Genomic DNA, 15,030 nt, shown 5'->3' on the forward strand with positions numbered 1-15,030 from the left:
TAAAAAAAGGGCCGCTAATGCGACCCTTGGTAGACTATATCCGATGAATGAGATGAGCGTTACTTAGCGCTTTTGCTCAACCCGCTCTATCGCTGGGTATGATAGTGAGAGTCGATAATGCTCTCCATCTCTTCAAACTTATCCTGCAGCTCTTGATCCGGCTCAGCGGTCAGTTTACTGAAGATTAGGATAGCCAGAGTCGACACAATGAACCCAGGCACAATTTCATAAACATAAGCACTTAACGGCTGGCCGCCGAATTCAGGGCCGTAAATCCAGAACAGAACCGTAACTGCACCCAGTACCATACCGGCCAGCGCACCGTGACGGTTCATGCGTTTCCAGAACAGGCTTAAAATAACGACCGGACCAAAGGCTGCACCAAAACCAGCCCAGGCATTGGATACCAAGGTTAAAACCGTACTGTCCGGGTCATAAGCAAGCCAGATAGCCACCAGCGACACCACCAAAACCGAAATACGGCCAACTGCGACCAGTTCTTTTTGGCTGGCATTGGTGCGTAAGAAGGCTTTATAAAAGTCCTCGGTTAATGAACTGGAACTGACCAGCAACTGCGAAGAAATGGTACTCATGATCGCCGCTAAAATTGCGGCCAGCAAAAAGCCACCAATCAGCGGGTGGAACAAGAATTGCGAGAAAATAATAAATATCGTCTCGGCATCCCCTAAAGTCATCTGCGTGTCAGCAACGTAAGCAATGCCCACAAAACCTGTAGCCATAGCGCCGATGATAGAAACGACCATCCAGGTAATACCGATGCGGCGGGCACTTTTTATCGCACTGACAGAACGGATTGCCATAAAACGCACGATGATGTGTGGCTGCCCGAAATAACCCAAGCCCCACGCCAGCAGCGAGATAATGCCCAGAGCGGCGAGGTTTTGTCCGGTTGCCGCATCTTTAAAGAAATCCAGAAATACCGGGTCAATGTCGCTAACCTGACCAACCACGTTGCTGTAACCACCCAGTTCTGCAAAAGCTACAACAGGGACCAGCACCAGCGCCACAAACATAATACAGCCCTGGACAAAGTCGGTCATACTGACCGCTAAAAAGCCACCAAACAGGGTATAAGCACAGACAACCCCGGCGGTGACCCAAAGTCCGGTGTTGTAATCCAGGCCAAATGAGCTGTCAAACAGCTTGCCTCCGGCGACCAGGCTGGCTGATGTGTACAGGGTGAAAAAGATAATAATTACGACCGATGAAAAAATGCGTAACTTGCGACCTTTGTCATTAAAACGGTTAGCAAAATAATCAGGAATGGTAATGGCGTCATTAGCGACCTCGGTATAGGTGCGCAGGCGCGGTGCCACAATAATGTAATTAAGGTAAGCGCCGATCACCAGACCGACAGCAATCCATAACTGAGAAACACCGGAGATATAAATAGCGCCGGGTAACCCCATCAACATCCAGCCGCTCATGTCCGAAGCGCCGGCCGACAGGGCGGTAACCGCCGGGCCAAGGCCGCGGCCACCGAGCATGTAGCCGGATACCGAGTCGGTGGACTTTTTGTAAGCGTACAAACCAATGCCCATCATCACAATAAAATAAAGCGCCAGCGATATCAGCGTACCTGTTTCCACATTAAACTCCCGTAATTGTTTGTTGTATGAGCGACGTTAGCGCTTGTGTCGCTGTTCGTTTAAGTGTTCTTTTGCTAAATGTTCATGCAGCAGTTGTTCCACGTAAGGTTGCTGCGATTCTTTTAATAAACGCTCTGTTGTATCAAAGGCGATCATCTTACCACGATACAAAATCAAGATCTTGTCAGCGATGTTTTTGACAATTTGCGGCGAATGAGTCACTAAAATGTACGAAATACCCATATCTTGCTGTAGATCGAGCATCAGATTAATGATTTGAGCTCTAACTGATGGGTCAAGGGCGACAAGTGCTTCATCAGCCACAATAATTTGCGGTTCCAGGGTGATTGCGCGCGCAATAGCAACGCGCTGCTTTTGCCCAGTTGATAACATATGCGGATAAAATTCGTAATGTTCCGCTAATAATCCCACTTTTCGCAGAACTTGTTTAACAGACTCGCGGCGCTGGTCATTAGTTAGCTGTGTATTAAACAGTAGTGGCTCTTCCAGTTGCTGACCGATAGTGCGCTGGCTATTCAGGGACTTTTCGCTGTCCTGAAAAATCATACGTATATTTTGGCAGCGCTGTTTTGAGTGGTTGTCGTGTAGTTTTTGACCGTTTAAGTAAATGGCTCCGGCAGTACTTTCCTCTACGCCGGCGATTAACTTAGCCAGCGTTGATTTACCTGAGCCGGTTTCACCCATAATCGCCAGGGTTTCCCCTGCGCCTATAGTAAAAGACAGCGGATGCAGGGCAACTGATTTAGGCGTCCAGGGCCAATCACCGCGGCGGCGGAATGCTTTACTCAGTTGTTTGACCTCTAATACATCCGTCATGATGAGGGCTCATTTAAAGGAAAGTGACAGTGAAACAGCTGTTGCTCGCGCTGCGATGCCGAAGGCGCAATCACGCATTGCTTTTGCGCGTTAGGGCAGCGGGGACCCAGCCGGCAACCAATGGGCAGATGGCGCAAAGTAGGAACCGTACCGGGCAAAGTTGGTAAACGGGCTTTATGAGGCAGCTGGCTTTGATTGTTCAGGGACATGCGAATCATCGAATCCGTATAGGGATGTGCGGGGCTTTCTAGTAACTTAACAGCGTTACCGGTTTCCATCAGCTGACCGCAATAAAGTAGCGTCAAATTTTGCGTATCAGGCAAAATTGAACCAATGTCCTGAGTAATCAACAGCACTGCCATATTTTCACTAACCGCTAACTTAGTCAGCAAGCGCTGAATTTGATTACGCGTGGACGGCTCCATAGCGGTGGTGGGCTCATCTGCAATTAACAGTCGCGGGCGGTGAGCAACGGCCACGGCAATGCTGACCTTTTGCGCGATACCTTCCGAGAGCTCGAACGGATAACTTTTCAGCACTTTATCGTGGTCGCGAATTCCGACGCGGTGTAAAAGCTGCCTGACCCGGGTCTTGCGATCCATCCGTTTGCGCAAAAACGTACCGGTCACATCGCCGGCCGGGATGGCTTCAATTATTTGCTGCTCAACGGTGTTATTTGGATCAAGATAAGCGGCCGGATCCTGAAAGATCATCGCCATGTCACGGCCGGTGATGGCCCGCCTGGCTTTAAAGCTCAATGCCTGCAAGTCCTGGCCACGCCACCAAAGCCGGTCAGCAGTGAGTCGCCAGGCTGGATTAAGAACCCCGATAACAGCTTTCGCCAACAAGCTTTTGCCTGATCCTGACTCGCCGACAATCGAGTGAATTTCGCCGGGTTTTAGCTGTAAGTTGATGCGGTCCAGAATTCGGACCTGGCCCTGCGGTGTATCCAGCTCTATGGTTAAATTCCGAATATCAAGTAAATCCATCAGCTGTCCATCCGTTGCTTAATTGACCGCCGCAAGCTGTCGCCGACTACGTTGATGGCTGTAATGGTGATAAATAAAGCCAGCCCCGGCAACACCATTGACCAGGGAGATAAATACACCTCGTCCAGACTGCGCGCTAACATACTTCCCCACTCTGGTGTGGGTGCCTGGACGCCCAGACCAAGAAAGCTAAGCGCAGCAATATCCATAATTGCAACAGAAAGGGCAACGGTAAGCTGCATTACCAGTGCCGGCGTGATGTTTGGCAAAATAACACGATACATCAAATAGGTATTAGAGCAGCCATTTAAACGTGATGCCGTCACATAACTCTTCTGCCACTCATCATGGACGGCATTGCGGGTACTGTAAATAAACTGCGGGATCAGCGATAAGGTGATGGCGATCACCGCATTACCCAGCCCCGGACCAAGGATAGCGATAATCACTAGGGCCAGTAGAAACGACGGTACCGTTAAAATGCGATCAAACATCTGGCCAATAAATTGATATTTAAAATTACGATCGACACCGGCCAGGGCGCCCAGAAAAATACCAAAGCTGGACGCCACAATCACGATCGACAATGGCAGCGCAAAGCTATAAGCGGCACCAATCAGTAGCCGTGAGAGCATATCGCGGCCCAGATCGTCAGTGCCGAACAAGAACGCCATGTTGCCGCCATCAGCCCAGGACGGTGGCAACGATATCGCATCGGTAAATTGCTGTGCAGGTGAAAACGGTGCCAGTAAGGGAGACGCCAGCGTCAGCACTAACAGAAAAAGCAGTACCGACAGTGCCACCATTGCAGGCATGCGGCTGCGAAATGATAGCCAGACTAAGTGCAACGGCGATGGGTTGTTGTCTTCGTAATACAGGCTAGGTTCCGCCATAACGTTCCTCCCGTACAATAGGGAATCGCCAGCCGCGATAGATTTCAAAGATAAAGTGGGCAGTCAAAGTGGTGGCAACGAATATCACCAGCGCTGCCTGAATGACCGGGTAATCGCGTTCGATGATAGCTTTGAGCAGCCAGGAACCAATGCCCGGCCAGTTAAAAATTGACTCGACGATTACCGTGTTTGCCAGCATGATGCCAAAAATAAAGGTTAGCTGAGGTAGCACCATTTGCAGGGTGTTCGGGACCGCGTGTTTGAATATAACCCTGAGGGGCGATAAGCCCCGTGCGCGCACAGCTTTAAGATAGGGCTTTTGTAATACCTCGACAGTAGCATTTCGGGTCATTCGCAGTAACAGCATAGAGGGCAGACTGGAGATTACTACAACGGGCAATACCATATGCGCCAGGGCATTTTGAAAAGCAGCCGCCTTAAAATCAGAATCACTTAATGCAACATCCAGTAATACTGAGCCGGTTTGTGGCTCTATTAAATAGAGCGGATCGATTTGACCGGTAATGGGAAACCACTGGATTTTTACCGCAAACAGCAATATCAATAACTGCGCCAGCCAAAAAGCGGGGATCGAGTAACCGGCAATGGCTGTTGTTACTATGGTTTTATCAAGACTGCTGCGGTACTGAGCTGCAGCCAGAGTGCCGAGCGGCAGTCCGATAACAAGCGCCAGTAAAAAGCCAAGCAGCAGAATTTCTGCTGTGGCCATAAAGGTCCTCGAAGCTTCGGCCCAGACCGGCTGCTGAGTACTCAACGAGATGCCCCAGTCAAAGTTAATTAAGTTAGCAACGTAGTGACCGTATTGTGTGACCAGATTGCTGCCCCCGGCGCGCAGGTCAAACTCCGACTGATAGTTGTCACTAAATGGCCGGATACCGGACATATTGGTAATTACATCACCCGGGAACAGCCAGTTTAGAAAAAAGCTGAAAACCGTGAGCAACCACAGCGCCAGTAAAAAATAAATGATGCGGTGAAGCAGAAAGCGAATCACTGGTTAAGCTCCTTACCCGCGTGGCGGAAACTGATACCACCATATGGAGGCAACTCAACCCCGGTAACAAAATTCTGTTGTGCCTGATAGCGCATCGAATGCGCTATGGGTAGCAGTGGTAACTGCTGATTGAGTATTTGCTGAGCCGAGCGGTACAGCGCCTTACGTTTTTCAGTGTCTGTGGTGGCAATAGCGCTGAACAGGATCTCATCAAAACCGGGGTGGCACCAGTTAGCCCGGTTGCTGCCGGTTGTGACGGCAGCACAACTGAGTAACGGCCGGAAAAAGTTATCCGGATCCGCATTGTCTGCATACCAGCCAATTAGTGCTGTGTCGTGTTCTCCACGGGAAAGCCGCCGCCGGAAACTGTTCCACTCGTAACTGACAATGCGGACGTTAATACCCACCTGGGCCAGATCAGACTGCATCAGTTCAGCCATACGCCGGGCGTTTGGGTTATAAACCCGTTGCACGGGCATCGCCCAAATTGTCATTTCGAAGCCCTCGTTTAGGCCGGCTTTATCTAACATGCGGCGGGCTTTTTCCGGATCATACTGATAAGCCGTTTCGCCTGCTGCATAAGCCCAGGATGTGGGCGGCAGGATGGATTCTGCCAGCTCTGCATTGCCGTAGTAAATTGTGTTAATGATGGCTTCGCGATTGACGGCATGAGCCAGAGCCTGGCGGACGTCCGGATCATCAAATGGCTCTTTATTGGTATTAAATGCCCAGAATGAAACATTGGGACTGACCTCTGAGTTAACCTTTATCTGCTGTTGATTCAGAGAGCGCAGCTTATTGACCAGTGGATAAGGGATAACATCACATTCACCGGTGACCAGCTTAAGCATGCGTTTGTTCGCATTGGGAGTAATCGAGTAAACCAGGTGTTCAATATCCGGTCCGCGGCGCCAGTAATCCGGGTTGCGGGAATAGCGAATAAAATAATTTTTGCGGAAGGCTTCGAAGATATAAGGTCCGGTACCAACCGGTAGCTGGTCAATTACTTCGGGCTGCTGTTCGACAGCGAGCTGACCGGCATACTCTGCAGACAGTATCACCGCAAAGTCAGTGGCCAGATTAGCCAGAAACGAGCTGTCGGCATTGGTGAGGATAAAATCAACGGTATAATTATCGACTTTGACCACTCGCTTTATCAGTTGATCCAGTCCGGTTGCCGTAAAAAACGGGTAATTGCCGCCACCCACGTTAAAGTACAGCGAGGTTCTGTCCAGCCAGCGATTAAAGCTAAAAATGACGTCATCAGCGTTGAGCTGCCGCGAAGGGGTAAAGTAGGCCGTATCGTGAAATGAAATGTCATCACGGAGCTCAAATCGATAGCGGGTGCCGTTATCCAGAGCCTGCCAGGACTTAGCCAGAGCGGGCACAAACTGGCGTTGCTCGGCATCGTAATCAATTAAGCGGTCGTACAGCTGAGCTGCTGTCGCGTCAATAGTGGTGCCCGAGGTAATCCGCTGTGGATTAAAGCCTTCCGGGTTACCTTCCGAGCAGTACACAAGGCCCTGCTGAAGCGGTGTTGGTCGTTGTTCCCCGGAGCGTTCACAAGCACTCAACATCAGTACCAGCAACGCTATTAAGGCAGTGTGTAACCTAATCATGTTCGCTGTTAGTAGCCTCGAGTAATTGGTATTTTTTTAAGTAACCGCGCAGCTGGTGATACGTTAAGCCCAGATGTTTGGCGGTGCGCTTCTGATTAAACTGGCAGTACGCTAAGGCCTCATTCAGTAGGTTGATTTCAAATTGTTGGCTTTGTTGTTTTAAGTCAACCGGCTGACTGATATCCAGTCCTGAAAGTGGCTGTGGCTCGCTGTGGCTGGCCGCTCCGGCATGGCCCGGTGTTTCCGGCAGCGCTGTTTCCATGTCTGTGGTCGGTGTGTTGTCCGGTTGAGCACTTGCCGGGCGGTAAGGGCTGTCAAAGGGATCAAGAATAATGTCATGAACCGGGATGTGACCATTGCCAACCCGGTAAACACTGCGCTCGACAACGTTCTTTAACTCACGCACGTTGCCGGGCCAGGGATACTCCAGCAATTTTTTCTTCGCTTTTTCCGAAAAACCACTAAACAGCTCAAACTGCAGCTCTCTTGCCATCGCTATAGCAAAGTGTTCAGCCAGCAGCAGGATGTCGTCCCGGCGTTCGCGCAGCGGCGGCAGGGTAATAACGTCAAAGGCCAGGCGATCGAGCAGATCATGACGGAACTTCCCCTGCCGGGCCAAACTGGGTAGATCCTCATTGGTTGCTGCAATCAAGCGGGTATCTACTTTTACCGACCGCGAACCGCCAACACGCTCAAATTCGCCGTATTCAATAACCCGCAGTAGCTTTTCCTGTACCAGCATCGACGTATTTGCCAGCTCATCCAAAAACAGTGAACCGCCGTTGGCGCGTTCAAAGCGTCCTTCATGCCGTTTGCTGGCGCCGGTGAATGCGCCGGCTTCATGGCCGAACAGCTCGCTTTCCAGCAGGTTATCGTTAAGCGAGGCGCAATTAAGCGTAATGTACTGTTGTTGCCAGCGTTGCGATAAAAAATGACAGCGCTGGGCAATAAGTTCTTTACCGGTGCCGCGCTCGCCGATAATTAAGATAGGCTTATTTAATACCGCTGCCTGAGAAACATGCTCAAGCACTTCGGCAAAGCTGTTAGATTCCCCGATTAAATTTTCTTTTGGGCGAAGCTGGCTCATGTTAGGACAATATCCATTTTTATAGTTATTTTTGCCAATTATTAGTATAAACAACAATTCAGTGCAAGACTTTAAAGCCGGTTAAAAATAAAAAAGGCTGTTAAATTAATGGCTTAAATCAACTTTAAAACTTGGCTTGATTGTTGAATACGTTACCCTACAGGTCATTACGACCGGCTTACGAACATTAACGAACTGTGAGGTAATTATTATGGGTATTTTTTCACGTTTTAGCGACATCGTGAACTCCAATATCAATTCATTATTAGATAAGGCGGAAGATCCACAAAAAATGGTCCGCCTGATTATTCAGGAAATGGAAGATACGCTGGTAGAGGTGCGCTCAACCTCAGCCCGCCTGTTGGCAGAAAAAAAGGATGTGCAACGTCAGCAGCAGCGTGCTGAACATCAAGTGTTGGACTGGGAAAATAAAGCCGAGTTAGCGTTATCAAAAGATCGCGAAGACCTGGCCCGACAGGCGTTAATCGAAAAGCAAAAAATGCAACAGAGTGTCGATGGGCTGCAGCAGGAGATCGACCGGGTAGATGAAAGTCTGGATAAATTAAATGGCGAAATTGGCCAGCTACAGGAAAAATTAGCTGATGCAAAAGCACGTCAAAAAACTATCCTGATGCGTGAAAAAACCGCCAGCAGCCGACTGGCAGTAAAAAAACAAGTGGATAGCAGTAAAGTTGATGATGCGATGCAGAAATTTGACCGCTATGAGTCTAAGATTGACGGTATCGAAGCACAGGTTGAAGCCTATGATCTGGGACAACGGACTCTGCGAGACGAATTTGCTGAACTGGAAAACGAGTCCAAAGTCAGCGATGAACTGGAAGCACTTAAAGCTCGCATGAAAAGTAAAGAGCAACAGAACCAGTAAGTTAAAAAAGAAACAGTAGGAATCCGCTATGGAATTGTTAGGACTGTTGATTGCGCCAATTGTCTTATTTGTGATTTTTGTTGCGCCCATTTGGTTAATCCTGCATTACCGCAGTAAAAACCAGGTTAATAAGGGGTTGACCGAAGAAGAGCGCGGTCAACTTAATCAAATGGCAGAGCATGTCGAGAAAATGCGCGATCGTATTCGCACGCTGGAACGCATTCTTGATGCTGATGCGCCAAACTGGAGGCAGCACAAATGAACACTGAAAAACGACAGTTACGCCGCAATACCGAAAAAGGTAAACTGGCAGGAGTCTGCGCCGGCCTTGCTGACTACCTTAATGTCGAAGCCTGGATAGTGAGGGTGGTATTTTTCACCGGTTTTATATTTTCCAGTGGTTTTTTCTTCATTTTATACGTGGCCGGCTGGCTTATTTTGGATAAAGCGCCGTCTCCGGCCCTGCAAACGCATCACGTTAACGTAAAAAGCGGCGTTTATCAGGCAGGGGAACCTCCTCACCGGGCTTTTCGCGAACTAAACCAGGAGCTCACTGAGCTTGAGCGGCAGTTGCAAAGTATGGAAAAGTACGTGACGTCAAATCAATACAATTTGCACCGGGAATTTAATAATCTGTGAAGTTTTCTACGCAGTTAAATAAAACCATTAGCCAACAAGCCCGCGATCTGATTGACCGCGGGCTTGATCGTCATATTCGGCTGGCCGTCACCGGCTTAAGTGGTGCCGGCAAAACTGCGTTATTAACAGGTTTGCTGGAACAGTTGTTGTACGCTAACGACAGCCAGAATTTACCCTTTTGGCAAGTTAAACAACAGCAACGCCTTATCGGAAGTCGACTGGTACCCAGCGAACACTGGTCGGTTGCCCGTTTTGATTACGAAGCCGCTGTAGCTGCGTTAACGGCAGAGCCGGGGCGCTGGCCTCATTCAACCCGCGATGTCAGTGAAATTCGGCTGGAAATTAAGTATAAGCCGGCTGGTGGGCTGGCAAGCAAACTGAGCGAACAGCGCAAGCTCACCCTGGATCTTATCGATTACCCGGGCGAGTGGTTACTGGATCTGCCGATGCTGGAACAAAGCTATCAGCAGTGGAGTGAACAGCAATCGCGATTGATGCAGCAGCAGCCACGTCGTGATATTTTTTCGGGCTGGTTAAAGCGGCTGCAGGAAAGCCAGCACAATAGCCAGGACGATGACGCTGCGCTGCGTCGCCTGGCGGAGGATTACCGGCAACAGCTGCAGCGTTGTAAAACAGAATTTGGCCTGTATTTTCTGCAGCCGGGCCGGCACTTATTACCCGGAGAGCTTGCCGATGCGCCGGCGCTGGATTTTTTCCCCTGGCCACAGCAACTGCGCTTATCCAATCGCTGGCAGCAACAGCTGCAGGAAAAATACGACTATTATCAACAACAGGTGATAAAACCCTTTTATAAAAACTATTTTCAGGGCTTTAACCGGCAAATTATTCTGGTGGATTTGCTAACGGCGCTGGAAACTGGTGAAGCGGCGTTAAGCGAGTTAAAACTGGCCGTCAGTGAACTGATGAAAAGCTTCCAGTATGGTAATAACCCTTTGTTCAGACGTTTGCTGGCCCCGCAAATTGATAAAGTTGCGCTGGTGGCTTCAAAAGCTGACCATGTCAGTCCGGACCAACACCCGGCGATGCGCCAGCTGCTCGCTCAGTTATTGCAGGGAAGCCGCCAGCAGCTTGAATTTAACCAAATTCAGCATCAGCTGTTCAGTGTCGCCGGTATTGCGGTTTCTAAGCCCGGTCAGTTAAACGACGGGACTAAGGTTTTGGACGGCGTTATTGCCGATCAACAACCTGTTCGGGTCGGGGCTCCGCCAGTACCCGATAGCTGGCCTAATCAACAGCAATGGCAGCAAGGCTTTGCATACCCCCGCTTTTACCCGGCTTTCACCATGGCACAGTCGCCGTTACCGCATATGCGTCTGGACCAACTCCTCGATTACATGTTGGGAGATAAATTACGATGAGCGATCAGCCTTTAAGCAAAGCAAAGCTGACCTATTACGACCCCGGGGCAGAGCTCAGTGAGGCCACAGCAACCGAAGAGGAAACAGAAACGCCGGCTGCAGAAACCGTAAGCGCCGAGCCGGTCGGCAAAAAATCACGGTTTGGCCGGTGGTTTTTGTTGGCACTATTGTTTTTAACGACGGCGCTGGTCATCGAATCGGTGCTGCTGGTCCAGCAAAGCTTTGCTCAGCACTGGTTGTTAGGCACACTTTGGAGCCTCGGTCTGGGTCTGGCAGTCTGCGTATTGATACTGTTTATCGGTCGCGAAGTGTGGCTACTGCGTCAGCTTAAGCGGCGCTACCAAAACCGGCAAAGCAATGCCAGTGCTGAGCAGTTGCTAAGGCAACTAAAGCACCCGGATCTGGCCAGTAGCTGGCAGCAGATGGTGCAGCCCTACTGGAGCGAGGCTGAAACGGAACAGCGCTTTGAAGTCGATATTCTTGCCCGCGTTGATCAGCAGGCCCAGCGGCTGGTCAGTAAGCGCGCGGCAGAAGCCGCTGCGCTGGTGGCCGTTAGCCCAAGCTCAGTTGCTGACATGGCATTATTACTTTGGCGTAGTCAGCGAATGATAACCGATGTCGCCCGTTGTTACGGCGTACAGCTGGGCTACTGGAGTCGCATTCGCTTATGGCGACAAATTTTGACCAACCTGGCTTATGCCGGCTTAAGCGAAATTGCTGTTGATGCGGGAACCCAATGGTTAAGTGCAGAGCTAATGAGTAAATTGTCGGCGCGAGCCGGGCAGGGCATGGGCGCCGGGTTATTAACCGCCCGGTTAGGCTATCAGGTTATCCAGCTGACCCGGCCGATCCCCTTTAAATACGTTAAAAAACCCGGTTATAGCCGACTGCAAAAAGATGTATTAAAACAACTCAGTGGTGTGCTTCCGGCGATTTACAAAGGTCGTAAAAAGTCCCCCACGGCTTAGTGGAAAAATTACGTTACAGTAATCGTCTGGCCAGATAATCGCTTTATTATTGCTAATGCCCCGCGCTCCGATGCACTCTAGCTGTTAACAGCATATTAATAATTGAGTGCAATTAATAAACGTCAGAATAACAAGGGGACAGCATGGGTAAACAGAGTCAATATGTATCGAAACAGCCAGATGCCGAGGGTGTTATCCACTGGACGGACGAAGAAAACGCTATTTGGCATGACCTTGTCGAGCGTCAGTTAAAATGCATACCGGGTAAAGCATGTGACGAGTACATGAAAGGTCTCGAGTTGTTAGATTTACCTAAGGATCGACTACCTCAGTTGCATGAAGTTAATGCGGTACTGGAGCGAGAAACAGGTTGGCAGGTTGCCGCCGTTCCGGCGCTGATACCTTTTGATGAATTTTTCCGCTTACTGGCTAATAAGCAGTTCCCGGTCGCGACTTTTATTCGTAGCCGCGAAGAATTTGATTATTTACAGGAGCCCGATATTTTTCATGAAATATTCGGACACTGTCCGTTATTAACTAATCCTGCCTTTGCCCACTTTACGCACCAGTACGGTAAGCTGGGCTATGCGGCGACCCCCAAACAGCGTGTTTATCTGGCCCGGCTGTACTGGTTTACCGTTGAGTTTGGTTTAATGAAAACAGCAGAGGGTCTGAGAATCTACGGGGGTGGTATCTTATCGTCACCGGCAGAAACTGAGTATGCCATCAACAGCGATAAACCCGAACGGAAACCGTTAAAACCACTGGATGCATTGCGTACACCATATCGCATCGATATTATCCAGCCTGTCTACTACACTATTAGCAGCGTGGATGAGCTTTACGAAATAGCCGATATGGATATCATGGCAATGGTCGAGCAGGCCATGGAACTGGGCTTGTTCGAACCAAAGTTTCCACCAAAACCAAAAACCGACGTAGCTTAGCAGGTAATGTTTAGCTGCTTTATTTAAGCAGCCCCTGCTGCGTTTTATCTGATAAGGAGTTGTTTATGTCGTTAGAAAATGAAAAGTGTGAACCCTGTCAAGGTGACGTACCTAAAGTTACCGATGATGAAATGAAAGAGCTGAAGCAGGACATTCCAGAGTGGGATGTGGTTACAGAAGATGGAGTAAACAAGCTTCGTCGTACTTATAAATTTAAAAACTTCCGTCAGGCACTGGCGTTCACCAATAGTGTCGGCGAGCTCGCTGAGTCTGAGCAACATCATCCGGAAATTACCACAGAGTACGGTAAAACAACGGTGACCTGGTGGACTCATGCGATTGATGGCCTGCACCGTAATGATTTTATCATGGCTGCGAAAAGCGATAAGCTCCAGGACGACTAAGGCAAATCTCTTTTCGATAAGTGAATAAAAACCCCGGCCCGGCGCCGGGGTTTTTGCTATGGATCGGCGGCGTTTTACTGTATTATTTACTTTACAAGAATGAAAACCAGGTTCGAAACGGGATTTATGAGACTTGAAATTAGTTGTGATGACCGGCTTGGTATATGCCAGGATGTGTTACAGATTTTGCGCGATCACGAAATTGATTTGCGTGGTATCGAGGTCGATGCTGTCGGAAAGATCTTTCTGAACTTTCCGCAGCTGGCATTTGAAGACTTTAGCCATTTAATGCCACAAATACGCCGCATCCCCAACGTAAAAGATGTCAAAACCATCCCTTACATGCCCTTTGAACGGGAACATTTCGAGTTTGATTTACTTTTGAGTACTTTGCCCGATCCGGTTCTGTCGATTGATTCCCGGGGCCGTATCGACATCATTAACGATGCCGGAACCAAACTGTTAGCGGCTGAGCAACAGCCTTTAAAAGGTGAATCGATTAATCAGTTTATTCAGGGCTTTTCTATTTTACGGTGGCTGGATAAAGAGCCTAAAGAGCCCACCTATGAAGCGGTAAACATCGGCCAGTCAGAATATCACGCACAGTTGTTGCCAATTTGGGTATCGGCTGAAGACGGCTTAAAAAATTTTGCGGGCGCGGTAATTACTTGCAAAACCGAGCCTATTACTGCCCATTGGCAACGCTCTGATAATGCCTCAGCCTTCGACAGCATCTTAACCGAGCAAGCCAACGTGCGGCAGGTGTTGAAAGACGCGCAACGAATGGCCGAACTTGATGCTCCGCTGTTAATTGAAGGCGAAACAGGTGTCGGTAAAGAATTACTGGCTAAAGCCTGTCACTTTGCCAGCCGGCGCTACAATCGTCCCTTTCTGGCGATTAACTGTGCCGCCCTGCCGGATAATGTCGCAGAAAGTGAATTGTTTGGTCACAGTGAGGGTAGTCTGAGCGAATACAGTCAACGCAAGACCGGCATCTTAGAGCAAGCCGCCGGCGGTACCGTATTACTGGACTCAGTGGGTGAAATGTCGAGCAGCTTGCAGGCTAAGTTGTTGCGCTTTCTGGAGGATGGAGTCTTTCGCCGGATTGGTGAAGAGCACGAAGTCAGTGTTGATGTCCGGGTTATTTGTACCGCTCAGAATACCCTGTATCAACTGGTGGAGCAGGGCGCTTTCAGAGAAGATTTGTATTACCGGCTCAATGTACTGAGCCTGCTGTTGCCACCGTTACGAGAGCGCGGCAATGACATTTTTTTATTGGCTGAGTACTTTATCGCAGCGGCCTGTAAAACGTTGGGGCGCAGCCAGGTCAAACTGGGCCGTGCCAGCCGCGAAAAATTACGTCGTTATCACTGGCCGGGTAATATCCGGCAATTGGAAAATACGGTTTTTCGGTCGGTATCGATGTTAGAAGGCGAGGTACTTGAGCCGGTCGATATTCAGTTGCCACAGCCGCAGCAACAGGATCAACCGCTGGCCGTTGACATCGAACAAGTGAGCCTGGACGAAGCAGTTAGACAGTTTGAAGCCAGCATTTTGAAACGACTTTATCCCAGCTTTCCCAGTACCCGGCAACTGGCGAAACGGTTGGGTCTATCTCATACCGCGGTGGCGAATAAGCTGCGCGAACATGGAATTGGTAAGCAGCGCCAACGCAAGCTGTAAATGCACGGTGACAAAAGTCGCCACTTGTAACCTTTATTTTACACGCCAATCTACCCAAAACGGCCTGCTAAAGC

15 protein-coding genes are annotated in these 15,030 nt (G+C 49.5%); 8 read left to right on the top strand and 7 right to left on the bottom strand.

Annotation, left to right across the window (positions count from 1 at the left end; all coding sequences use genetic code 11):
* Positions 1–86: 86 nt before the first annotated feature.
* The 7 genes from putP to pspF are packed head-to-tail and all read right to left on the bottom strand — an operon-like array spanning position 87 to position 8,050.
* A complete protein-coding gene (gene putP, locus LG288_RS05085; protein ID WP_404402669.1) occupies positions 87–1,610 on the bottom strand; it encodes a sodium/proline symporter PutP in 1,524 nt (507 codons plus the stop codon).
* 36 nt (positions 1,611–1,646) lie between these two features.
* Positions 1,647–2,447, bottom strand: coding sequence for an ATP-binding cassette domain-containing protein (locus LG288_RS05090; protein WP_404402671.1), 801 nt, complete (start codon positions 2,445–2,447; stop codon positions 1,647–1,649).
* Entirely contained in the window at positions 2,444–3,436 is a 993-nt protein-coding gene (locus tag LG288_RS05095; protein WP_404402673.1) for an oligopeptide/dipeptide ABC transporter ATP-binding protein, read from the bottom strand. The genes LG288_RS05090 and LG288_RS05095 overlap by 4 nt, the downstream gene beginning before the upstream one ends.
* The gene (locus LG288_RS05100) at positions 3,436–4,329 is read right to left on the bottom strand and encodes an ABC transporter permease subunit (protein WP_404402675.1); all 894 of its coding nucleotides are present in this window, start codon (positions 4,327–4,329) and stop codon (positions 3,436–3,438) included. The genes LG288_RS05095 and LG288_RS05100 overlap by 1 nt, the downstream gene beginning before the upstream one ends.
* Positions 4,316–5,344 (bottom strand): ABC transporter permease subunit, encoded by a 1,029-nt coding sequence (locus LG288_RS05105; RefSeq protein WP_404402677.1) that lies wholly within the window; start codon positions 5,342–5,344, stop codon positions 4,316–4,318. The genes LG288_RS05100 and LG288_RS05105 overlap by 14 nt, the downstream gene beginning before the upstream one ends.
* Positions 5,341–6,963, bottom strand: coding sequence for an ABC transporter substrate-binding protein (locus tag LG288_RS05110; protein WP_404402679.1), 1,623 nt, complete (start codon positions 6,961–6,963; stop codon positions 5,341–5,343). The genes LG288_RS05105 and LG288_RS05110 overlap by 4 nt, the downstream gene beginning before the upstream one ends.
* On the bottom strand, positions 6,956–8,050 hold the full coding sequence (gene pspF / locus LG288_RS05115; protein WP_404402681.1) for a phage shock protein operon transcriptional activator: 1,095 nt from the start codon (positions 8,048–8,050) through the stop codon (positions 6,956–6,958). The genes LG288_RS05110 and pspF overlap by 8 nt, the downstream gene beginning before the upstream one ends.
* Positions 8,051–8,261: 211 nt before the next feature.
* On the opposite strand from pspF, the gene pspA reads away from it, so the two are divergent.
* The 8 genes from pspA (at position 8,262) to tyrR (ending at position 14,956) form a co-directional block, all read left to right on the top strand.
* Entirely contained in the window at positions 8,262–8,936 is a 675-nt protein-coding gene (gene pspA, locus LG288_RS05120; protein WP_404402683.1) for a phage shock protein PspA, read from the top strand.
* A gap of 28 nt (positions 8,937–8,964) precedes the next feature.
* Positions 8,965–9,198 carry an envelope stress response membrane protein PspB gene (gene pspB / locus LG288_RS05125; RefSeq protein ID WP_404402685.1) on the top strand — a complete coding sequence of 78 codons (234 nt, stop codon included), beginning with the start codon at positions 8,965–8,967 and terminating at the stop codon, positions 9,196–9,198.
* Positions 9,195–9,575: an envelope stress response membrane protein PspC gene (pspC, locus tag LG288_RS05130; protein ID WP_404402687.1), complete on the top strand. Its 381-nt coding sequence runs from the start codon at positions 9,195–9,197 to the stop codon at positions 9,573–9,575. The genes pspB and pspC overlap by 4 nt, the downstream gene beginning before the upstream one ends.
* Entirely contained in the window at positions 9,572–10,954 is a 1,383-nt protein-coding gene (locus LG288_RS05135; RefSeq protein WP_404402689.1) for a YcjX family protein, read from the top strand. Before pspC ends, LG288_RS05135 begins: the two co-directional genes overlap by 4 nt.
* Positions 10,951–11,922 carry a TIGR01620 family protein gene (locus LG288_RS05140; RefSeq protein ID WP_404402691.1) on the top strand — a complete coding sequence of 324 codons (972 nt, stop codon included), beginning with the start codon at positions 10,951–10,953 and terminating at the stop codon, positions 11,920–11,922. The genes LG288_RS05135 and LG288_RS05140 overlap by 4 nt, the downstream gene beginning before the upstream one ends.
* 143 nt (positions 11,923–12,065) lie before the next feature.
* Entirely contained in the window at positions 12,066–12,869 is an 804-nt protein-coding gene (phhA, locus tag LG288_RS05145) for a phenylalanine 4-monooxygenase (protein WP_404402693.1), read from the top strand.
* Between the two features lie 65 nt (positions 12,870–12,934).
* Positions 12,935–13,273 carry a 4a-hydroxytetrahydrobiopterin dehydratase gene (locus LG288_RS05150; protein ID WP_404402695.1) on the top strand — a complete coding sequence of 113 codons (339 nt, stop codon included), beginning with the start codon at positions 12,935–12,937 and terminating at the stop codon, positions 13,271–13,273.
* Between the two features lie 126 nt (positions 13,274–13,399).
* Complete coding sequence (gene tyrR, locus LG288_RS05155) at positions 13,400–14,956, top strand: transcriptional regulator TyrR (RefSeq protein ID WP_404402697.1); 1,557 nt, start codon at positions 13,400–13,402, stop codon at positions 14,954–14,956.
* Positions 14,957–15,030 lie beyond the last annotated feature (74 nt).

The organism is Idiomarina seosinensis (assembly GCF_044797955.1).
Taxonomy (GTDB): domain Bacteria; phylum Pseudomonadota; class Gammaproteobacteria; order Enterobacterales; family Alteromonadaceae; genus Idiomarina; species Idiomarina seosinensis_A.